We start from the raw sequence: 18,881 nt of genomic DNA on the forward strand, positions 1-18,881 counted from the left end.
CACCCCCCTTCCTCCCCTGCAAGGGGAGGGGGACCATGCGCAGCATGGTGGAGGGGGCGTGCCGCAAGGGGCCGCCTGTCGGAAGCCCCCCCTCCGTCAGCGCTGCGCGCTGCCACCTCCCCGTGCCGGGGAGGACGGCTTCACCCTTATCGAGATCATGGTCGCGCTGGCGGTGTTCAGTCTCGCCGCGATGGCACTGGTCCGGCTGGAGAGCGCGACGATCCGGGGCGCGGCGATCCTCGACGAAACCGTCGTGGCGCAGATGGTGGCGCGCAATGTCGCGATCGCGACGGTCACCGATCCGCAGGCGCCTGCGCTCGGCCGGACGACAGGCGCGGAGGTCAATGGCGGGCGCCGCTGGAAATGGACCCGGATCGTCAGCGGCACGGGCGACGCGCGGGTGGTGCGGATCGATGTGGTGGTGGCGAATGCGGGGGGCCGGATCACCGGGCGGATGACGATGGTCCGCCCGCCGATGGCCGCGCCGCCGGTTGGGGTGTCGGCGTCGTGACGGGCTCGTCTGCCCTGTTCCCCCGCGCAGGCGGGGGCCCAGTTCCTTCTGTTGTCGTTAGCGCCGTCAAACGCCGCTCCTCATTACGGGCCGGGCAAGAACTGGACCCCCGCCTGCGCGGGGGAACAGGTCAGAGTGGCTTCACCCTGGTCGAGGTGATGGTCGCGCTGCTGATCTTCTCGATGCTCGCCGCCGCCGCCGTGGCGATCCTGTCGCTCAGCGTCCGGGCGCAGGGGGTGACGGGGCAGAAGCTCGACGCGATGGCGGCTGTCAGTCGGACGACGGCGATCCTGTCCGCCGATCTGGCTCAGGCGGTCGACCGGCCGACGCGGGACGAGGGCGGGGTCCTGACCCCCGCCATGGTCGCCGGGCCGGATGCGATGCGGCTGGTGCGCGGCGGCTGGAGCAATCTCGACAATGCCGCGCGCCCGTCGGTGCAAAAGGTCGCCTATCGCCTGAACGGCGACGTGCTGGAGCGGGTCGCCTGGCCGCTGCTCGACGGAGCCGCCCCCATGGAGCCCGCGGCGCTGATGGACCATGTGCGCGAGCTGCATCTGCGCTATCGCTTCAACGGCGCGTGGCTCGACCAGTGGCAGGGGCAGCCGGGCGTTGCCCTGCCGCAGGCGGCCGAGGTCTCGATCGTGCGCGACGACGGCATGATCTATCGCCAGCTGTTCCTGGTCGGCACCGGCTATGTCGGCGTCCCGAACCTGCCGAATCCAACACCGACGCCCAGCCCCACGCCGACTCCCAATGGCTAGACTGATACCGCCAGCCCGCGAGCGGGGGGCCGCCCTGGTGACCGTCCTGATCCTGGTCGCCGTCATCGCGGTGCTGGCCGCGACCGCGCTGGAAAAGCTGCGGCTGTCGACCCGGCTCGGCGGCAATGCGGTGGCGATCGAGCAGGCGCGCGGCTTCGCCTATGCGGCCGAGGCGCTGGCGATCATCCGGATCGGCGACCTGCTGGAGCGCGCCCAGGGCAAGGTGTCGCTGCTCGGCGGGTGGAGCGACCGGCCCTTTGCGCTGCCACTGGGCGAGGTCGCGGGCGGGGGGCGTGCGGTCGCGCGGGTGACGGACGGGGGCAACTGCTTCAACCTGAACGGGCTGGCGCAGGACCTGCCCGGCCAGCCCGGCACGCTGATCGGCAATGCGGTCGAGGTCGCGCATTTCGCCAAGCTGATGCGGCTGCTGAACGTGCCCGGCCAGGTCGCGCAACAGGTCGCGACCGCCGCGTCCGACTGGATCGACAGCGACCAGAACCCGCAAGGCGGCGGCGCGGAGGATCCCATCTATCTGGCGCGCGATCCGTCCTATCGGACCGGCGGCGCGATGATGGCGGATGTCAGCGAGCTGCGCATGGTCAGCGGCGTCACGCCGGAGCTGTATGCCCAGCTTCGCCCCTGGCTCTGCACCTTGCCCGAGGCCAAGCCGACGACGGTCAACATCAACACGCTGGCCCCCGAACAGGCGCCCCTGGTCGCCATGGCGCAGGTCGATACGATTTCGCCCGGCGCCATCGCCCAGGCCCTTTTGCGCCGCCCGCCGCAGGGCTATGCGGACGCGGGTGCCTTTTGGGCACAGATACCGGGGGCGAGCGGAGGCGGCGGCGTTGCGACGACGACGCGCTGGTTCAACTTGCGGATCGATGTCGGTCTGGGCAGCGTGACGGTGCAGGAGCGCGCGCTGGTCGATGCCACGCGACAGCCGCCGCGGCTGGTGGCGCGGATTTGGGGGGAAGAGTGATGAGTGCGACCAACCTCCTGTTCCTGCCGCCGGGCGAGGGCGGCGACTATCGCTGGATGCGGATCGAGGAAGAACGCGTCGCCGCCGCCGGAGAAGGCCTGCCGCAGGGGGATGGCGACGTCATTGCGGTCGCACCGGCCGATGCGGTGTCGCTGCATTGGGCCGAAATCCCCGCCCGTTCGACCGCGCAGGCCGCCGCCGCCGCGCGGCTACTGGCCGCCGAGGTGAGCGCCGCGCCGATGGACGAACTGCACGTCGCGGTCGGCGAGGACGAGGCAGGCAGCCGCCCGATCGGCATCGTCAATCGTGGTGCGATGGCGGGCTGGCTCGCGCGGCTGGGCGCGGCGGGGGTCGATCCGGTCGCGGTCGTACCCGCACCGCTGCTGCTGCCGCGCCCCGACGAGGGGTATGTCCGGGGCGATCTGGCCGGGCAGGGCGTGGTGCGCGGGCGGGCCTCGGGCTTTGCGGACGAGCCCGGCTTTACCGAGATCGTCACGGGCGACGCGCCGCTCGACGATCTGGACGATGCGGCGGTCGCGGTCGCGCTGGGGACGGTGACTGCCGCGCCCGCGCTCGACCTGCGGCAGGGGCCGTTCGCGCGGCGGCGGGGTTTTTCGATCGACTGGCGGCTGGTCAGGCGACTGGCGTGGCTCGGCGTCGCCATCGTTATCGCCACCCTGGCGATCGATTTCGTGCGCTGGACCAAATACAGCTTCGCCGCCGACGCGACCGAGGCGAAGATCGAGCAGGTCGCGCGCACCGCCCTGCCGCGCGGCGAAACCTTGGTCGATGCCGATCGTCAGTTGACCGAGCGGCTGTCGGCGGTGCGCGGGCCGGGCCAGGGGTTCAGCCGGACGGCGGCGGCGGTGTTCGCGGCGGTGCGCGCGGTGCCGGGGACCGAGCTGACCGCACTCGATTTCCAGCCGAACGGCGACGTCCGGCTGGGTGTCGCGGTCGACCGGGAGGCGCTGGCCACCGATCTGAAGCGCGCGATCGAGGCGGAGGGCTTCACCGTCCAGCCCAGCACCTTCGTCGCGGCCAATGGCCGAATCACGGGAGAATTCACGGTGCGCGCACGATGAAGGCGCTGAAACTCTGGTTCGATGGCCGCTCCTTGCGTGAGAAGCGGCTGCTGCTGGTCATGGGCGCGCTGCTGGTCGTGACGATCATATGGGGCGGGATATTGCGACCGCTGGATGACGGGCTGTCGAGTGCGCGCGAGCGCCATGCCGATGCGGTGATCCGTCTGGGCGAGGCACAGGCGATTGCCGCCGAGTTGAGCCAGCGCCGCCGCCGTCCGCCTGCCTTGTCGGGCACGCTGGCCGACACGGTGCGGCTGTCGGCGGAGCAGGCGGGCTTCGGCCTGTCCGCCCTGACCGAGGACGGGCCTGGCCGGGTGCGGGCGCAAATCGCCTCGGCCAGACCCGCCGCACTGACACCGTGGCTCGCGCGATTGGAGCGGGGCGGCGTGCTGGTCGAGCAGGCGACCCTGACCGACAATGGCGACCGGACGGTGGGCGTCGCGCTTCTCCTGCGGACGCGGGTGTCCTGATGCGGTTGCGGATGACCACGCGGCCTTCGGTGCTGTTCGCCGCCATGCTGTTCGTGGCGCTGATCGTCTTCCTGCCGATGCGGCTGGCGCTGGGCGCGACCGGCCTCGCCGATCAGGGGCTGAGCGCGCGTCGGGTGGGCGGCACGATCTGGGGCGGCAGCATGATCGAGGCGCGGTTCGGCGACGTGGCACTGGGCGACCTGCGGGTGTCTCTGTCGCCGCTGGCGTTGCTGGTCGGCCGCGCCAGGCTGGCATTCGAGGGTGCCGGGGCCGATGGTCGCCCGATCGCCGGGGCCGCGACGATCGGCCGCCATGCGATGGGCATCGACGGCGTGACCGCCAGCCTGCCCGCCGCCACGCTCTTTGCCCCGCTGCCGGTGACGACACTGGCGCTGGAGGATGTGACGGTCCGCTTCCGCGACGGCGTGTGCGAGGAAGCGGGCGGTCGTGTCCGCGCGACCATGATGGGCGAGGCGGGGGGCCTGCCGCTGCCGCCGATGATGATGGGCACCGCACGATGCGAGGCGGGCGCGCTGCTCCTGCCCATGACGGGGCAGGGCGGGACGGAAGGCGTGAATCTGCGCATCCGGCCCGATGGCCGCTACACCGCTGACCTCGTCCTGACGCCCGGCGATCCGGCGGCAGCGGCGAAGCTGGAGCAACTTGGTTTCGTCGCCGGGACGGGCGGCGGATACCGACTTTCGGCAGAAGGGCGATTTTGACCGCTTGACGAAGCCGGGTGATCCCGTTTAGGGGCGCAAGCCTTCGCGGCGACCGTAGTTCAATTGGTTAGAGCGCCGGCTTGTGATGCCGGAAGTTGCGGGTTCAAGTCCCGTCGGTCGCCCCATTCTTCTCCGGCCATATCCTGGCCACGGCACCGGCCCTTCTCCCGCCCGTGTCCCCCCTCAATCCTCACCGATAGGGTGGCCGGGTCGTCAGACTCGGTCCGGTTCCGCTTTTGTCGGACCGAAGGACGAGCATGACGGACTGGGGCTTTCCCGATTTCGACGCGCATGAAGGCGTGCACCTGTTCACCGATCCCGCTTCGGGGCTGCAGGCGGTCATCGCCGTGCACTCGACGCATCTCGGCCCGGCGGCGGGCGGTGCGCGCTTCTGGCACTATGCCACGCCCGCGCTCGCCATCACCGACGCACTGCGCCTGTCGCGCGGCATGAGCTACAAGAACGCGATGGCGGGTCTGGCGCTGGGCGGCGGCAAGGGCGTGGTCCTGGCGGCGAAGCCCGGTGACGTCATCACCACCGCCCAGCTGGAAGCGTTCGGCCGCGCGGTCGAATCGCTCGGCGGTCGCTATGTGACCGCCGAGGATGTCGGCATGTCCGAGGAGCGGATGAAGGTCATCGCGACCCAGACCCGCTATGTCTCCGGCCTGCCGGTGGCGAGCGGTGCGGCGGGCGGCGACCCCGGCCCCTATACCGCGCACGGCGTCTATCTGGGCGTGAAGGCGGCGGCCAAGCGCGGGCTGGGCGCGACCGACATGAAGGGCGTGCGTGTGGCGATCCAGGGCGTCGGCTCGGTCGGTGGCGGCCTCGCCAAGCTGCTGGCGAAAGACGGCGCGGTTCTGACCATCGCCGATGTCAACCAGGCGCGTGCCGAACAGATGGCGGCGGAACTGGGTGCGAGCGTTGCCCCGGCCGACGAAATCCTGTTCGCCGATGTCGATCTGGTCAGCCCCAACGCGCTGGGCGCGGTGCTGAACGCCGATTCGATCCAGCGGCTGAAGGCCAAGGTCGTCGCGGGCGGCGCCAACAACCAGCTGGCGACCCGCGAGGACGGCGCGCGCGTGGCGGAAGCGGGCATCCTCTATGCCCCCGATTACGTCATCAACGCGGGCGGCATCATCAATGTCGGCCTGGAATATCTGGGCCAGGGCGACGAAGCCGAGGTCATGGCGCGCATCGCCAAGATCCCCGAGCGTCTGGAGCAGGTGTGGCAGCGCTCGGCCGAAACGGGCCATCCGGCGTCGGATGTCGCGGACGAGATCGCGCAGGGGCTGATCGGGCGCTGACCTGAATGGGACTCACGCCCCTCCCGCAAGCGGGAGGGGATGGGGGAGGGTAAAGGAGTCTCACCGAGACCATCGCCCGTGGCCTTACCCTCCCCAAACCCCTCCCGTTTACGGGAGGGGCTTCAGAAGAAGAGAGTGAGGAACCCCTCACTCACACCCATCGAAATTCCCACACCGAAACCCGGTTGACGAACCGCCCCTCCACGCCCATTTGCCAATCGGACCAAATCCATCCGATTGGAGACCATGCGCCTTTCCAGCCTTGCCGATTATGCGGTCGTGATGATGACCGCCGCCGCGCGCGAAGGCGCTGGCGGGCGGAGCAATGCGACCCTGCTGGCCGGGCAGACGGGCGTGCCGCTGCCCACTGCGCAGAAGCTGGTCAGCCGGTTGGCTGGCGCAGGGCTCATCGAAAGCACGCGCGGCACCGGCGGCGGTATTCGCTTGGCCCGCGACGCCGACACGATCAGCCTGGCCGATATCGTCGAGGCGGTGGACGGCCCGATCGCGCTGACCGCGTGCGTCGATGGCGCTGCGCACGATTGCAGCCTCGAAATGCAATGTCGTGTCCGGCCGCATTGGCATGTCGTCAATCAGGCGGTACGCGCCGCCTTTTCCGGGGTGACGCTCGCGACGCTCGCCGCCGATCCTGTTGAGTCGCAAGTGATGGGCGCTGATGCGCGTCCGGGGGTATTCGCCTGATGGCCACGAAGAATGCAGAGGCGCTCGCCGCCGCCAACAAGAAGTATGAGTGGGGCTTCGCCACCGAGATCGAGCAGGACTTCGCGCCCAAGGGGCTGAGCGAGGATACGGTCCGCTATATCTCGGCCAAGAAGGGCGAGCCGGAATGGATGCTCGACTGGCGGCTGAAGGCGTTTCGCCTGTGGCAGACGCTGGAGAGCCCGGACTGGGCCAAGCTGAACATCCCGCCGATCGACTATCAGGACGCGTATTATTACGCGGAGCCGAAGCAGAAGAAGACGATCGCGTCGCTGGACGAGCTCGATCCCGAGATTCGCCGGACCTACGAAAAGCTGGGCATCCCGATCGCCGAGCAGGAAGTGCTGGCGGGCGTCGAGGGCGCGCGCAAGGTCGCGGTCGACGCGGTGTTCGACAGCGTCTCGGTCGCGACGACCTTCCGCAAGGAACTGGAAGCGGCGGGCGTCATCTTCCGCTCGATCTCCGAGGCGATCAAGGAATATCCCGACCTGGTCCGCAAATGGTTGGGCAAGGTCGTGCCGCAGCGGGATAACTATTTCGCGACGCTCAACTCGGCGGTCTTCTCGGACGGCACCTTCGTCTACATTCCCGAGGGCGTTCGCTGCCCGATGGAGCTGTCGACTTATTTCCGCATCAACGCGGAAAATACCGGCCAGTTCGAGCGCACGCTGATCGTCGCGGACAAGGGGGCGTACGTCTCCTACCTCGAAGGCTGCACCGCGCCGATGCGCGATGAGAACCAGCTGCACGCGGCGGTCGTCGAGCTGGTCGCGCTGGACGATGCCGAGATCAAGTACTCGACCGTCCAGAACTGGTATCCGGGCGACGAGAATGGCGTCGGCGGCATCTACAACTTCGTCACCAAGCGTGCGCTCTGCCAGGGCAAGAACAGCAAGGTGTCGTGGACGCAGGTCGAAACCGGATCGGCGGTCACGTGGAAATACCCGAGCTGCGTGCTGGCGGGCGATGGTTCGGTGGGCGAGTTCTACTCGGTCGCGGTGACGAACAATCGTCAACAGGCCGATACCGGCACCAAGATGATTCATCTCGGCAAGAACACGCGGTCTACCATCGTGTCCAAGGGGATTTCGGCCGGGCGGTCGGACAACACCTATCGCGGCCTCGTCCGCGTGGCGGCGACCGCCGAGAATGTCCGCAACTTCACCCAGTGCGACAGCCTGCTGCTGGGCGACCAGTGCGGCGCGCATACCGTGCCGTACATCGAGGTGAAGAACCCCAGCGCGCAGATCGAGCATGAGGCGACGACCAGCAAGATCAGCGAGGACCAGCTCTTCTACGCGATGAGCCGTGGGTTGGACCAGGAAGCCGCGGTGGCGCTGATCGTCAACGGTTTCGCGCGGGAGGTGCTGCAGCAGCTCCCGATGGAGTTCGCGGTCGAGGCGCAGAAGCTGCTGGGGATTTCGCTGGAGGGTTCGGTCGGGTGACGCTGACCCCGCGCGACGATGCTCGACGCCTCGACACCCCTCCCCTTCAGGGGAGGGGCCGGGGGTGGGGCGTGTCCGCACGGGCGCTCGATCGTTTGTCGGGCCATGCTCGCATCATGCGTCGCGAACCGACCGAACCGGAAAAGCGGCTCTGGACGCACTTATCGCGGTCGCAACTGGGCGGCTTCAAGTTCCGGCGTCAGGCGGTGATTGGCAACTACATCGCGGACTTCTTCTGCCCGGCGACGGGCCTGATCGTCGAAGTCGATGGCGAGACGCATGCCGATGCCAGTCGGGACAACCGACGCGACGTGGCGCTGGCGGAATTGGGTTTTAAGATCGTTCACATCGCCAACACCGATGTGATGCACAATATCGAGGGTGTTTTGGCGCACCTGCTCGGCACGCTGCAAGCGATGCCCGTGCGGCGGGCGCCCCACCCCAACCCCTCCCCTGAAGGGGAGGGGCTAAAAGGGTATGACAATGCTGAAAATTGAAAACCTCCACGCCGAGATTGACGGCAAGCCGATCCTCAAAGGCCTGACGCTCGAGGTCAATGCGGGCGAAGTCCATGCGATCATGGGGCCGAACGGCGCGGGCAAGTCGACGCTGGGCTATGTGCTGGGCGGGCGTCCCGGTTACGAAGTGACCGAGGGTTCGGTGACGTTCGACGGCGTCGACCTGCTCGAGCTGGAGCCGAACGAGCGCGCCGCTGCGGGCCTGTTCCTGGGTTTCCAGTATCCGGTCGAGATCCCCGGCGTGTCCAACGTCCAGTTCCTGCGCGAGAGCCTGAACGCCCAGCGCGGGCAGCGTGACGAAAAGCCGCTCTCGGGTGGCGAATTCCTCAAGCTCGCCCGTGCGCAGGCCGATGGGCTGGGGCTGAACCAGGACATGCTCAAGCGTCCGGTCAATGTCGGCTTCTCGGGCGGTGAGAAGAAGCGCAACGAGATGGTCCAGATGGGCATCCTGAACCCCAAGTTCGCGATCTTGGACGAGACGGACTCCGGCCTCGACATCGACGCGCTGCGCATCGTCGGCGACGGCATCAACCGGATCATGCGCGCCCCCGACAAGGCGGTGCTGCTGATCACGCACTATCAGCGCCTGCTCGACTATGTGCAGCCCGACCGGGTGCATGTGCTGGCGGACGGCCGCATCGTGCGCTCGGGCGGCCCCGAACTCGCGCTCGAGCTGGAGCGTGAAGGCTATGCAGGCGTCGAGGAAGCGGCGGCGTGACGACCACGCTGGAACTTCCCTCCACGCGCGAGGAGGCTTGGCGCTGGGCCGATATCGACGCGCTTCGCCGCGCGGCGGAGAGCGAGCGGGCGGTGCCGGTCGCCGGGGCGGACCGCTTCCTCGATTTGCCGGGTGCGCGGCTGCTGTTCGTCGACGGCGTGCTGGATGAAAGCGCCAGCATCCTTGGGACGGTGCAACTGACCCAGATCGACGCCAGCGACCATCCGCTCGGGCGCCAGGCGCTGGGGCGTGGCTGGTCGCTGCGGCTGGACCGCGATGCGGTCGCCGAGCCGGTGCAGATTGTCCATGTCGCCAGCGGCGCGGCCAACCACCTGCCCGCGGAGATCGTACTGGCCGAGGATGCGGCCGCGCAGGTCTATGAGACCTATGTCGGGCGCGGCTGGACCAATAGGCTGACGCGGGTGAAGCTGGCGGCGTCGGCACGGCTGATGCGGGCGGTGCGGCTGTTGCAGGATGACGGCTTCGTGTCGCTGCGCGAGGAAGCCGAGCTGGGCGAGGGCGCGAGCCTGACCGCGACCTTCCTGGCGGCAGGAACGATGGGCGCGCGGATCGACGGCGGCATTACCCAGATCGGCGACGGCGCCTATGCCGAGTTCGGCGGCGCGCTGCTGACCAAGGGCGAACTCAAGCAGGAATGCGCGGTCGCCTTGCGCCATGCCGCGCTGAACGGCCAGAGCCATCAGCTGTGGCGCGCGGTCGCCGCCGATCGCAGCCAGGCGAGCCTCGCCGCACGGGTCGAAGTGGCGCGCGATGCGCAGAAGACCGATGGCGAGCAGTCGCTGCGCGGCCTGCTGCTCCAGCGGACGGCAACGGTGAATCTGAAGCCTGAGCTGGAGATCTTCGCCGACGACGTGAAGTGCGCGCACGGCGCGACCGTGGGTGAACTCGATGCCAAGGCGCTGTTCTACATGCAGAGCCGGGGCATCCCGAAGCCCCGTGCGCAGGCGCTGCTGACCCGCGCCTTCGTGGCGGATGCGATCGACCGGATCGGCAACGAGGTGGTGCGCGAAGCCTTTGCGGCGGATGCCGACGCCTGGCTGGAGGCGGCGCTTTGACGAGCGCCACGCCTCTCGACCGGGTGGCGGATTTTCCGGCGATCCCGGACGGCTGGGCCTATCTCGATACCGCCGCGACCGCGCAGAAGCCGCAGGCCGTGATCGACGCGATTACGCGGGCCTATGACACCAGCTATGCCACCGTGCATCGCGGCGTCTATCAGCGCTCGGCCGACATGACGGTGGCGTATGAGAAGGCGCGCGAGGCGACGGCACGGTTCATCGGCGCGGGGTCGGCGAACGAGATCGTCTTTACGCGCGGCGCGACCGAGGGGATCAACCTCGTGGCGCAGTGTTGGGCCGCGACCAACCTCAAGGCGGGTGATCGCATCTTGCTGTCGATGCTGGAGCATCACTCCAACATCGTGCCGTGGCAGATGGTCGCCGAGCGGCTGGGCGTCGCGATCGACGTACTGCCGCTGACGGTGGACCACCGTATCGACCTCGACGCGATGGAACACATGCTGACGCCCGCGCACAAGCTGGTGTCGCTGGGCCATGTGTCGAACGTGCTGGGCTCGGTGCTCGACGCGCGGCAGGCGGCCGATCTGGCGCATGGCGTCGGCGCGAAAATCCTGCTCGACGGGTGCCAGGCGGTGCCGCGCATCGCGGTCGATATGAAAGCGCTCGACTGCGATTTCTACGTCTTTTCGGGCCACAAGCTCTATGGCCCGACCGGCATCGGCGTGCTGTGGGCGCGGCCCGAACTGCTCGACGCCATGCCGCCCTATCAGGGTGGCGGCTCGATGATCGACCGGGTGAGCTTCGAGAAGACCACCTACGCCCCGCCGCCCGGCCGGTTCGAGGCGGGGACGCCGCATATCGTCGGCGCGCTGGGGCTCCATGCTGCGATCGACTATGTCTCGGCGATCGGGCTGGATGCGATCCATGGGCATGAGGCGGCGCTGGTCGCGCAGGCGCGGGAAGGGTTGTCGGCGATCAACTCGGTGCGACTGCTGGGTCCTGAGGACTCGGCGGGAATCGTCAGTTTCGCGATCGAGGGGGTTCATCCCCACGATATCGGCACCATATTGGACGAGAGCCGGGTGGCGATCCGCGCAGGGCACCACTGCGCCCAGCCGCTGATGGACGCGCTCGGCCTGCCCGCCACCGCACGGGCGAGCTTCGGCGTATATAACGGACCCGATGACGTTGCGGCGCTGGTGGACGGCGTCCGGCGGGTCACGAGGATTTTCGGATGAGCGATTACAAGATCGAAGAGGTCGACAGCGTGGCGCAGCCGCCCAAGGCGCGCGTGCAGGACGTGGTCGAGGCACCCGCAGAGCGTCAGCGCGATTACCTGTCGGGCTTCCTGTCGCAAAAGCCGACCGCCGACGATCCGACCCAGCCGGGCGGAGCGCTGTATGACGGGATCATCGACGCGTTGAAGGATATTTTCGACCCCGAGATTCCGGTCAACATCTATGACCTGGGGCTGATCTACGGCGTCGAAGTGACCGAGGGCGGCCATGCGGTCGTCACTATGACGTTGACCACCCCGCATTGCCCGGTCGCCGAGTCGATGCCGGGCGAGGTTGAACTACGCGTCTCGGCGGTGCCGGGGATCGCGACCGCCGACGTCAACCTCGTCTGGGACCCGCCATGGGACCCGCAGAAGATGTCGGACGACGCCAAGCTCGAACTGGGGATGCTCTGACCATGGCGACCACCTTGCGTGCCCGTCCCGCCGCGTTGAACCTGACGCCCTCCGCCGAGGCGCGGATCGCCGACCTGATGGCGCGCGCGCCGGAAGGCGCGATCGGGGTGAAGCTGTCGACGCCGCGTCGCGGCTGCTCGGGGCTGGCCTATTCGGTCGATTATGTCACCGAGGCCAAGGCGTTCGACGAGAAGATCGACACGCCGGGCGGCACGCTGTTCGTGGATGGCGGGTCGATCCTGTACCTGATCGGCTCGACCATGGACTGGGTCGAGGACGACTTCACCGCCGGGTTCGTGTTCCAGAATCCCAACGCCAAGGGTGCGTGCGGGTGCGGGGAGAGCTTTACGGTTTGAGGGGAGGGTTCGGCCACTCAGGTCGAGCATTCTTTCCCATAGACGTTCCCCGGCGAAGGCCGGGGCCCAGTTTCTATTAGGCTGAGATGGCGGGATATCGCCGCGTGGGAGGCAAATGCCTCGCGCTGTCGAGAGTGCACCGCAACTGGGCCCCGGCCTTCGCCGGGGAACGGGTGGGATTAGACCCGGTGTTCCAGCTTCAAACTCGCTCCGTCCCATTCCACGGATAAATCGCGATAATCCGCCACCGTCGCATGGGCGGTATCCATCGCGCCCCGGTGGGTTTCGGTAATCACCACGACCGTCATCCCCGCTGCTTCGGCCGCCGCGATCCCGGCGGGCGCATCCTCGAACGCCAGGCAATCCTCCGGCGCGACGCCCAGCCGCCTGGCACCGAGCAGGAAGCCATCGGGGGCGGGCTTGCTTCGCTCCGCATCCTCCGCCGTCACGAACACGCCCGGTAAAGGCAAGCCCGCGGCCTTCAGCCGCACCTCCGCCAGCCGCCTGGGTGCAGAGGTGACGATGGCCCAGCGATCCGGTGGCAGCGCGGCCAAGAACGCGGCCGCGCCACCGATCGGCACCACGTCGCCCACGTCCAGCATCTCCGCCTCGGTCAGCGCATGCGCCTCCGCGACTGGATCGACGCCCGGCAGGTTCAGCCGCCGGATCGTCTCTACCGACTGAACCCCGTGGATGGTCGGCAGGAACGCCGCGACGTCGAGCCCCTGCCGCTCGGCCCAAACGGTCCAGGCGCGTTCGGCCGACGCGATGGAGCTGAGGATCGTCCCGTCCATGTCGAACAGGAAGCCGCCAAAGGCACGGGTCGGCAGGGCTATGGTCATCGGCTGAGGTCAGTTCGCCTGGAACACGCCGCAGGCGATGCGGCCGCCGCTATTGCCGCTGGGATCGGTCTTCAGGTCGTCGGCCCCGGCATGGATGACGATCGCCGAGCCGTCCGCATCGAGCAGCCCCGCCATGGTCGCGCCCGGCAACACGACGCCCAGCGTTCCGCGTCCGTCATTGCCGATGGTCATGTTGGGCATGTCGCCCTCATGCGGCCCCTGCGGGTTCATGCTGCCATGCTGACGCTGCGTCGGGTTCCAATGGCCGCCCGCCGTGGTGAAGTCCGGCGCGTCGCAGCGGCCGACCGTGTGGACGTGCACGCCATGCATACCCGCCGGCACGTTCATCGCGTCGAGGGTGATGCGCAGCCCCCCGGCGACCTCGGTCGCGGTGGCGCGACCCGCATCCGCGCCGGTGCCGGTCCGCAGGCTGGCGGTCGCGCTGGCGCCGTTCGGGGTGGGGGAGCCCGTCTCCATCTTCGTCTGGTCGCAGGCCCCCAGGCCCAGCGCGACGGTGCCGATGGTCAACAGCGTGAGATATTTCATGACGCAAGCTCCCTGTTCGATATGCGTTGTTGCGGCGTGTTACCCGCCGGTTTCAAGCGGCCAACGCATTACGGGTTCATAGGATGCGCCGCCATGCCCCAGATGGCTTTGGTAGAGCACCAGATGCGCCATAGTGAAGGGCTCGCTCGACAGGCCCGCATGGACCGCGCGCCACCCCTCAATCTCGGGCGCGCGTCCTGCCGAGCCGGGCAGGCGGGCGAGCGTGATGTGCGGCAGATACGCACGCGACTCGGGCGAGAGGCCCGCCCGGACACAGGCTTGATCGACCTTGCGATGGAGATGGGCCAGCGCATCGTGCGGCGTGACGCCCGCCCAGAGCGTGTCGACCCGCCCCTTGCGATCGAAGGTGCCGACGCCCGAAATCCGCAACCTGGGGGCGGGGGCGTGAACCTGGCCCAGCGTGGCGGCGATGTCCTCGGCCACCGGGCGGTCGACCTCACCGATGAAGCGCAGGGTCAGGTGCAGCTGCTCATCGTCCTGCCAGCGAGCCTGGGGAACGCCGTCCATCGCATCGGCGAGCATGTCGCGGATGGCGGGCGGCGGGCGGAGGGCGACGAACAGGCGGACCATGACAAAATATGTCTATCGCATTCCGTCGCGCCCACGGGAACCTCCCCCGCTTGAAAAGCGTCCCCAACAGAGCGATATTTCGCCTAACCGGCATATGGCCGGGCAAAGGAGCAATAGTTCACCATGGCAAACTGGTCTGATCCACGGCCGAGCGCCGCGCCGTTCGGTACCACAGCCACCACGGGCTCGACCGCTTATGATGCGGGTCTGCGTTCGTACATGCTGTCCGTCTACAACTACATGACGTCGGGCGTGCTGCTGACGGGTATCGTCGCGCTGCTCTTCGCATGGGGTGGCCGCGACAGCATGGCCGCGCAGGTCTTCCTGAACGGCGGCGCGCTGAAATACGTCATCATGTTCGCGCCACTGGGCTTCGTGTTCGCGCTGAGCATGGGCGTGAACCGTATGAAGACCTCGACGATGCAGCTGCTCTTCTGGGCGTTCGCGGTCGTCATGGGCCTGTCGATGTCGACCATCTTCCTGGTCTATAGCGGCGGTTCGATCGCGGGGGCGTTCTTCGCGACCGCAGCGGGCTTCGCGGCGCTCAGCCTCTACGGCTACACCACCAAGCGTGACCTGTCGGCGTTCGGCACCTTCCTGATCATCGGTCTGGTCGGCCTGATCGTCGCCAGCATTATCAACATCTTCCTCCAGTCGGGGACGATGGGTCTGGTGATCAGCTTCGTCGGCGTGCTGCTGTTCGCAGGCCTGACCGCCTATGACACGCAGCGCACCAAGTCGCTCTACTACGAGGTGCGCGGCACCAGCATGCAGGACCGCGTGGTCATCATGTCGGCGCTGAGCCTGTATCTCGACTTCATCAACATGTTCATGTTCCTTCTGCGTCTGACCGGCTCCAGCCGCGACTGATCGGATCGACAGAGCCAATCCAACGGGCCCGGCGGCATATCCGCCGGGCCTTTTTTCATGAGAAGGGGATGCGGCCATGCGCCTGTCGATCGACGTGACGCTCGACTATGTCCTGAAGCAACCGGCCGATATCCTGCTCCAAATCGAGGCGGCGGCGACGCCCGACCAGCGGCTGGAGCATCAGTCGCTGACCATCTGGTCCGATCACCCGGTGGCGGCCGTGCGCGGCGAGGGCGGGATCGGGCAACGCTGCTGGATACGTGCCGATCATGGTCTGCTCGCGCGTTATGAGGCGGTCGTCGTGGTCGAACGCCCGGCCGTCCGGTTGGAGGGGCTGGCGGCGACCCCGGCCAGGGGGCTCTCGGGCGACCTCATTCCCTATCTGCTGCCCAGCCGTTACTGCGAATCGGACCGGCTGGAGGGCTTTGTCCGCCAGCGTTTCGCGGGGCTTTCCGGCGGCGCGATGGCGGCGGCGCTGGCCGATTGGGTGGCGACTCGCATGATCTATCAATCGGGCGGATCGAGCGGCGTCACGACCGCGCTGGATACCTTCGGATCGCGCAGTGGCGTGTGTCGCGACTATACCCATTTGCTGGTGGCGCTGGCGCGGGCGGCGGAAATTCCGGCGCGCTGCGTCGCGGCCTATGCGCCCGGCGTCGACCCGCCCGATTTCCACGCGGTGGCCGAGCTGTGGCTGGAGGGCGGCTGGCATCTGGTCGACGCGACCGGCATGGCGCAGGCGGATGAAATCGCGCGGGTGTGCGTCGGGCGCGACGCGACCGACATCGCCTTCATGACCGTGTTCGGCGAGGCGCAGCTTTGCGATCAACGGGTTACGGTGCGGCGGTTGGACGGATCGGCATAGGAACGCTTGTCCGATCTGGCTCGTTGATCCTGTCCACTATGATGGGGAAGTGACATGAACGACAGCATCGACGATCGCGCGCTGGACAGCGTCTCGGTCGCGCCGGGCGGCGAGCAGGCCGAACAGGGCAATCGCCCGCGTCCCCCCGAACAGGATGCCGGGCAGGATCCCGCCATCACCCAGGATTTGCAGAAGAATCCGCAGGATGTCGACGCCCAGCTCGACGAGAGCCTGGATGAATCGATGGACGCCAGCGATCCACCCTCGATCACCCAGCCCGGCCGCGACGGCCCGGCCGAATCGTCGGGCTATAGCGAAGAGGATCGCTGATCCGCATTGCATGACGGGGGGCGAGGGCCGAAAAGGTTCTCGCCCCCACTTCTTTCATACGGAATTCGACTGCCGTTGCGCGATCGCAACAAACTTGTCGAATGTGTCGGAGATGGGCGTCATTCGGGAAATTGATTGCTACGATAGTCATTCGTCGCAATCTATGTTGCGGCGCGGCGTTTTTCATGTTCGTCTGTCCCAGCTCGTTCAGCGTTGCGTTAACCAAATGGGCGCATGATGATCGGGTCAGTTTCGATTGGGCGGGGTGATGTATGGGATCGAGGAGCAGACCAGCCGAAGGCGCGATGACCTTGGCGGAAATGAAGGAATTTGCAGGTTTCGCCGCAGCGACGCAGCGTTATATCCGCCGGTCGCTCGATATCGGGCTGGACCGCGAGGACGCGATGACGCGCTGGTCGCGCGACGTGGTTGAGGCGGCGAGCATCCGCGCCCAGGCCCGGCTGTATCGCAACCTGCCGGAAATCCGACACCTGATCCCGGTCGATAGCGGCCTGGAGTCGCTGGAGCCGTTCATGGCGCCGTTCGTCACGATCGCGGCCTTCGATCTGGGGCAGGGGCGGCTGACCAGCTTTTCGGCCTTCCGGTTCCTCTATGAGCGGCTGATCGGTGCCGAGGTGCGCCCATGGCTACCCTCGATCTTCTGTGCGGCGGCGGCGTTGCCGCATCTGCACCCCGAATTGCGGCGCCAGCTTCTCCAGTCGATCAGCGAAGCGGCGGCGACGGCGGCGGGCTGGTCGAGCCGTCAGCCCGCCTTCTTCCCGCACTGGGTCGAGAAGGTCGACACCAACGGCACGTCGCTGGCCAACTGATGGCGTGCGGTGGCGGGCCGGGGGGCTCCGCCATCGCGCCCACTCCTCCGGCGCTAGGCAGGGATTCTCAACGACACGCGCGCCAGCCCATCGGCCCGCGATAGGCCTGGTCCAAGTGGAAATGGTCGGCGTGCGCGGCATTGTAATCGGGCGATAGCGTCGTCGCGAACAGATCGCAGGCGCGGTCCCGCACGCGACGCAGGAACTGCCCGGTCGCACCTTGGTCCATCCAATCCCGCAGCACGCTGATCCGCCGCCCGTCCTTCAGGCGAAAGCCTGCTATGTCGACCGCGTTGGCGCGGGCATGTTCGCTCCAGTCGCTGGTGCTGCGGCCGCTGATCCGACGGCAATTATAGCTGCCCAGATGATCGATCGCGACGACCTCGCTGCCCAGCAGTTCGCGTGCGGCGGGCTGGACCGCATCCCATTCCCAAAGGGCCAGCGAGGCTGCGACCGGGCACGACACGCCCAATGTGGCGGGGCGATAGCCGATGGACCTGGCTCCGCCCGTCGTGAAGCGTACCGCATCGTCATAGCCGCATTGCGCTTGGTCCGACCGGGCGGGCAGCGCAGTGTAACGGATACCCGCCTTGTCGAGCAGCCCCAGGCACTGTGCCCTGTCCTGGGTCAGCGCGGTCAGCTTGTGTCCGGTGAACATGCCCACCGGCTGGCCGAGATCGAGCGGTGCCCAAAGCACATCCTGCGGGTTGCGCCGTGCCCAGCCCCATAGCAGCAAGGTGAGCATCACCAGTCCGGCGACCACGACCAATATGGTGGTCCATCGCCGGAGCGCGCGCATCAGCCGCGTTTCGCGCTGGCGACGGGTTCCGCCGTGATCGGATAACCCAGATCGTCGGGGATGCACAGAAATGGCACGCCGTCACGCTCCACCTGAAAGGGAATGATCCGTCGAATCGGCCAAGCCCGCGCATCGGCGGTGGCGGATCGAAAATCCCGATAGAGCGCCAATCGTTCCAAGGTGCGGCGCGTGGGGAAAATGATGCGGATCGCACCGCTGTCCGCCTGGGTCAGCGCGTCACGGGCGGTCATCCAGCACGCCCCGACCGTTTCCGCCCCGTCGATCGCCGGACTGGACGCTTCGCGGGCGATCGATGCCAGATAGAAGCGCGCATCGAACCGGCGGACCGGCACATGTTCGGGACACCAGCGGGCAAAGGGCGTCAGCGCGCGTGTATCGATCGCCAAGCCATGCGCGGCCAGCGCGTCGGCAAAGGGCATTCCCGCCGCCATCGTCATACGCAAGCCGGCCAGCGTCGTGGCGTCCGGGGAGGGCGACAATCCCACGCCCAGGCCCACTTCCTCGATCGTCTCGCGGATCGCGGCGACGCGTCCGGCGGCGTCCTCCGGGTCGGAGTGATCGGCGGGGGTGAGCGAGTAATCTCCCGGATCGACCCGCCCGCCCGGAAACACCATCGCGCCACCGAGAAAGGCCAGTGCCGCGCCCCGCTCGACCATCAGGATTTCGGGAAGCGCATCGGCATGCGGCCCCTCGCGCATCAGGATCAGGGTCGCGGCGGGAATGGGATCGGGCATCATCGCACGGACAACGCTTCAACGGCGTCGGCGGGGGGCAGCGATGGAGGGGAAGGCGGGGTGGTGGAGCTGAGGGGAATCGAACCCCTGACCTCTGCAGTGCGATTGCTGCATCTTAGACACATCTCCGA

At 67.8% G+C, this 18,881-nt stretch carries 24 protein-coding genes and 1 tRNA gene; 20 read left to right on the plus strand and 5 right to left on the minus strand.

Annotation, left to right across the window (positions count from 1 at the left end):
- Nucleotides 1-58: 58 nt before the first annotated feature.
- The 16 genes from gspI (at nucleotide 59) to NS355_RS06730 (ending at nucleotide 12,322) form a co-directional block, all read left to right on the plus strand.
- Nucleotides 59-511, plus strand: coding sequence for a type II secretion system minor pseudopilin GspI (gene gspI, locus NS355_RS06655; RefSeq protein WP_345938797.1), 453 nt, complete (start codon nucleotides 59-61; stop codon nucleotides 509-511).
- Between the two features lie 113 nt (nucleotides 512-624).
- Nucleotides 625-1,272, plus strand: coding sequence for a type II secretion system minor pseudopilin GspJ (gene gspJ / locus NS355_RS06660; protein WP_275934712.1), 648 nt, complete (start codon nucleotides 625-627; stop codon nucleotides 1,270-1,272).
- Entirely contained in the window at nucleotides 1,265-2,254 is a 990-nt protein-coding gene (gspK, locus tag NS355_RS06665) for a type II secretion system minor pseudopilin GspK (protein WP_345938798.1), read from the plus strand. Before gspJ ends, gspK begins: the two co-directional genes overlap by 8 nt.
- Nucleotides 2,254-3,336, plus strand: coding sequence for a type II secretion system protein GspL (gspL, locus tag NS355_RS06670; protein WP_058744995.1), 1,083 nt, complete (start codon nucleotides 2,254-2,256; stop codon nucleotides 3,334-3,336). Before gspK ends, gspL begins: the two co-directional genes overlap by 1 nt.
- Nucleotides 3,333-3,806, plus strand: coding sequence for a type II secretion system protein GspM (gene gspM / locus NS355_RS06675; RefSeq protein ID WP_058744996.1), 474 nt, complete (start codon nucleotides 3,333-3,335; stop codon nucleotides 3,804-3,806). Before gspL ends, gspM begins: the two co-directional genes overlap by 4 nt.
- Before the next feature lie 11 nt (nucleotides 3,807-3,817).
- The gene (locus NS355_RS06680) at nucleotides 3,818-4,528 is read left to right on the plus strand and encodes a type II secretion system protein N (RefSeq protein WP_244489579.1); all 711 of its coding nucleotides are present in this window, start codon (nucleotides 3,818-3,820) and stop codon (nucleotides 4,526-4,528) included.
- A 48-nt stretch (nucleotides 4,529-4,576) separates the two neighbouring features.
- Nucleotides 4,577-4,653: transfer RNA gene (locus NS355_RS06685), tRNA-His, on the plus strand.
- A gap of 132 nt (nucleotides 4,654-4,785) precedes the next feature.
- Nucleotides 4,786-5,832, plus strand: a complete 1,047-nt coding sequence (locus NS355_RS06690) for a Glu/Leu/Phe/Val dehydrogenase family protein (protein ID WP_058744997.1) — start codon at nucleotides 4,786-4,788, stop codon at nucleotides 5,830-5,832.
- Between the two features lie 246 nt (nucleotides 5,833-6,078).
- Nucleotides 6,079-6,534, plus strand: a complete 456-nt coding sequence (locus tag NS355_RS06695; RefSeq protein ID WP_058718277.1) for an SUF system Fe-S cluster assembly regulator — start codon at nucleotides 6,079-6,081, stop codon at nucleotides 6,532-6,534.
- Nucleotides 6,534-7,997 (plus strand): Fe-S cluster assembly protein SufB, encoded by a 1,464-nt coding sequence (gene sufB / locus NS355_RS06700; protein WP_056430137.1) that lies wholly within the window; start codon nucleotides 6,534-6,536, stop codon nucleotides 7,995-7,997. Before NS355_RS06695 ends, sufB begins: the two co-directional genes overlap by 1 nt.
- Nucleotides 7,994-8,494 (plus strand): endonuclease domain-containing protein, encoded by a 501-nt coding sequence (locus NS355_RS06705; protein ID WP_345938799.1) that lies wholly within the window; start codon nucleotides 7,994-7,996, stop codon nucleotides 8,492-8,494. Before sufB ends, NS355_RS06705 begins: the two co-directional genes overlap by 4 nt.
- Nucleotides 8,481-9,233 (plus strand): Fe-S cluster assembly ATPase SufC, encoded by a 753-nt coding sequence (gene sufC, locus NS355_RS06710; protein WP_058744999.1) that lies wholly within the window; start codon nucleotides 8,481-8,483, stop codon nucleotides 9,231-9,233. The genes NS355_RS06705 and sufC overlap by 14 nt, the downstream gene beginning before the upstream one ends.
- The gene (locus tag NS355_RS06715) at nucleotides 9,230-10,309 is read left to right on the plus strand and encodes a SufB/SufD family protein (protein WP_058745000.1); all 1,080 of its coding nucleotides are present in this window, start codon (nucleotides 9,230-9,232) and stop codon (nucleotides 10,307-10,309) included. Before sufC ends, NS355_RS06715 begins: the two co-directional genes overlap by 4 nt.
- Entirely contained in the window at nucleotides 10,306-11,511 is a 1,206-nt protein-coding gene (locus NS355_RS06720; protein WP_058745001.1) for an aminotransferase class V-fold PLP-dependent enzyme, read from the plus strand. The genes NS355_RS06715 and NS355_RS06720 overlap by 4 nt, the downstream gene beginning before the upstream one ends.
- Nucleotides 11,508-11,966: an SUF system Fe-S cluster assembly protein gene (locus NS355_RS06725; RefSeq protein ID WP_058745002.1), complete on the plus strand. Its 459-nt coding sequence runs from the start codon at nucleotides 11,508-11,510 to the stop codon at nucleotides 11,964-11,966. The genes NS355_RS06720 and NS355_RS06725 overlap by 4 nt, the downstream gene beginning before the upstream one ends.
- Nucleotides 11,967-11,968: 2 nt before the next feature.
- A complete protein-coding gene (locus NS355_RS06730; protein ID WP_058745003.1) occupies nucleotides 11,969-12,322 on the plus strand; it encodes a HesB/IscA family protein in 354 nt (117 codons plus the stop codon).
- Nucleotides 12,323-12,501: 179 nt separating this feature from the next.
- Here the strand turns inward: NS355_RS06730 and NS355_RS06735 are convergent, their stop codons facing one another.
- Genes NS355_RS06735 through thpR form a run of 3 tightly spaced genes read right to left on the minus strand, consistent with a single transcriptional unit; the run spans nucleotide 12,502 to nucleotide 14,301 of the window.
- Entirely contained in the window at nucleotides 12,502-13,164 is a 663-nt protein-coding gene (locus NS355_RS06735; protein WP_058745004.1) for an HAD-IA family hydrolase, read from the minus strand.
- Between the two features lie 9 nt (nucleotides 13,165-13,173).
- Complete coding sequence (locus tag NS355_RS06740) at nucleotides 13,174-13,710, minus strand: superoxide dismutase family protein (RefSeq protein WP_058745005.1); 537 nt, start codon at nucleotides 13,708-13,710, stop codon at nucleotides 13,174-13,176.
- A gap of 39 nt (nucleotides 13,711-13,749) precedes the next feature.
- Nucleotides 13,750-14,301 (minus strand): RNA 2',3'-cyclic phosphodiesterase, encoded by a 552-nt coding sequence (thpR, locus tag NS355_RS06745; RefSeq protein WP_058745006.1) that lies wholly within the window; start codon nucleotides 14,299-14,301, stop codon nucleotides 13,750-13,752.
- 123 nt (nucleotides 14,302-14,424) lie between these two features.
- On the opposite strand from thpR, the gene NS355_RS06750 reads away from it, so the two are divergent.
- From NS355_RS06750 to NS355_RS06765, 4 genes are all read left to right on the plus strand, one after another.
- On the plus strand, nucleotides 14,425-15,171 hold the full coding sequence (locus NS355_RS06750; RefSeq protein ID WP_058745007.1) for a Bax inhibitor-1/YccA family protein: 747 nt from the start codon (nucleotides 14,425-14,427) through the stop codon (nucleotides 15,169-15,171).
- Between the two features lie 76 nt (nucleotides 15,172-15,247).
- Nucleotides 15,248-16,036 (plus strand): transglutaminase-like domain-containing protein, encoded by a 789-nt coding sequence (locus NS355_RS06755; protein ID WP_058745008.1) that lies wholly within the window; start codon nucleotides 15,248-15,250, stop codon nucleotides 16,034-16,036.
- Nucleotides 16,037-16,090: 54 nt separating this feature from the next.
- Nucleotides 16,091-16,366, plus strand: coding sequence for a hypothetical protein (locus NS355_RS06760; RefSeq protein WP_058745009.1), 276 nt, complete (start codon nucleotides 16,091-16,093; stop codon nucleotides 16,364-16,366).
- A 272-nt stretch (nucleotides 16,367-16,638) separates the two neighbouring features.
- Nucleotides 16,639-17,196, plus strand: coding sequence for a hypothetical protein (locus NS355_RS06765; RefSeq protein ID WP_058745010.1), 558 nt, complete (start codon nucleotides 16,639-16,641; stop codon nucleotides 17,194-17,196).
- Nucleotides 17,197-17,263: 67 nt separating this feature from the next.
- Here NS355_RS06765 and NS355_RS06770 read toward each other — a convergent pair whose 3' ends face one another.
- Both NS355_RS06770 and NS355_RS06775 read right to left on the minus strand, forming a co-directional pair.
- On the minus strand, nucleotides 17,264-17,995 hold the full coding sequence (locus NS355_RS06770) for an extensin family protein (RefSeq protein WP_058745011.1): 732 nt from the start codon (nucleotides 17,993-17,995) through the stop codon (nucleotides 17,264-17,266).
- Complete coding sequence (locus NS355_RS06775; RefSeq protein WP_058745012.1) at nucleotides 17,995-18,753, minus strand: NUDIX hydrolase; 759 nt, start codon at nucleotides 18,751-18,753, stop codon at nucleotides 17,995-17,997. Before NS355_RS06775 ends, NS355_RS06770 begins: the two co-directional genes overlap by 1 nt.
- Between the last annotated feature and the right edge of the window lie 128 nt (nucleotides 18,754-18,881).

Origin of the sequence: Sphingomonas yabuuchiae, from assembly GCF_001477495.1 — a bacterium.
Classification (GTDB): Bacteria; Pseudomonadota; Alphaproteobacteria; order Sphingomonadales; family Sphingomonadaceae; genus Sphingomonas; species Sphingomonas yabuuchiae_A.

Bases quoted from the DNA above. Each gene is read 5' to 3' on its own strand.
- NS355_RS06765 (WP_058745010.1), top strand. From the start codon at position 16,639: ATGGGATCGAGGAGCAGACCAGCCGAAGGCGCGATGACCTTGGCGGAA.
- NS355_RS06680 (WP_244489579.1), top strand. From the start codon at position 3,818: ATGACCACGCGGCCTTCGGTGCTGTTCGCCGCCATGCTGTTCGTGGCG.
- NS355_RS06695 (WP_058718277.1), top strand. From the start codon at position 6,079: ATGCGCCTTTCCAGCCTTGCCGATTATGCGGTCGTGATGATGACCGCC.
- gspM (WP_058744996.1), top strand. From the start codon at position 3,333: ATGAAGGCGCTGAAACTCTGGTTCGATGGCCGCTCCTTGCGTGAGAAG.
- NS355_RS06725 (WP_058745002.1), top strand. From the start codon at position 11,508: ATGAGCGATTACAAGATCGAAGAGGTCGACAGCGTGGCGCAGCCGCCC.
- NS355_RS06770 (WP_058745011.1), bottom strand. From the start codon at position 17,995: ATGCGCGCGCTCCGGCGATGGACCACCATATTGGTCGTGGTCGCCGGA.
- NS355_RS06740 (WP_058745005.1), bottom strand. From the start codon at position 13,710: ATGAAATATCTCACGCTGTTGACCATCGGCACCGTCGCGCTGGGCCTG.
- NS355_RS06775 (WP_058745012.1), bottom strand. From the start codon at position 18,753: ATGATGCCCGATCCCATTCCCGCCGCGACCCTGATCCTGATGCGCGAG.
- NS355_RS06750 (WP_058745007.1), top strand. From the start codon at position 14,425: ATGGCAAACTGGTCTGATCCACGGCCGAGCGCCGCGCCGTTCGGTACC.
- sufB (WP_056430137.1), top strand. From the start codon at position 6,534: ATGGCCACGAAGAATGCAGAGGCGCTCGCCGCCGCCAACAAGAAGTAT.
- NS355_RS06760 (WP_058745009.1), top strand. From the start codon at position 16,091: ATGAACGACAGCATCGACGATCGCGCGCTGGACAGCGTCTCGGTCGCG.
- gspL (WP_058744995.1), top strand. From the start codon at position 2,254: ATGAGTGCGACCAACCTCCTGTTCCTGCCGCCGGGCGAGGGCGGCGAC.
- sufC (WP_058744999.1), top strand. From the start codon at position 8,481: ATGCTGAAAATTGAAAACCTCCACGCCGAGATTGACGGCAAGCCGATC.
- gspK (WP_345938798.1), top strand. From the start codon at position 1,265: ATGGCTAGACTGATACCGCCAGCCCGCGAGCGGGGGGCCGCCCTGGTG.
- NS355_RS06735 (WP_058745004.1), bottom strand. From the start codon at position 13,164: ATGACCATAGCCCTGCCGACCCGTGCCTTTGGCGGCTTCCTGTTCGAC.
- NS355_RS06730 (WP_058745003.1), top strand. From the start codon at position 11,969: ATGGCGACCACCTTGCGTGCCCGTCCCGCCGCGTTGAACCTGACGCCC.
- NS355_RS06755 (WP_058745008.1), top strand. From the start codon at position 15,248: ATGCGCCTGTCGATCGACGTGACGCTCGACTATGTCCTGAAGCAACCG.
- thpR (WP_058745006.1), bottom strand. From the start codon at position 14,301: ATGGTCCGCCTGTTCGTCGCCCTCCGCCCGCCGCCCGCCATCCGCGAC.
- NS355_RS06690 (WP_058744997.1), top strand. From the start codon at position 4,786: ATGACGGACTGGGGCTTTCCCGATTTCGACGCGCATGAAGGCGTGCAC.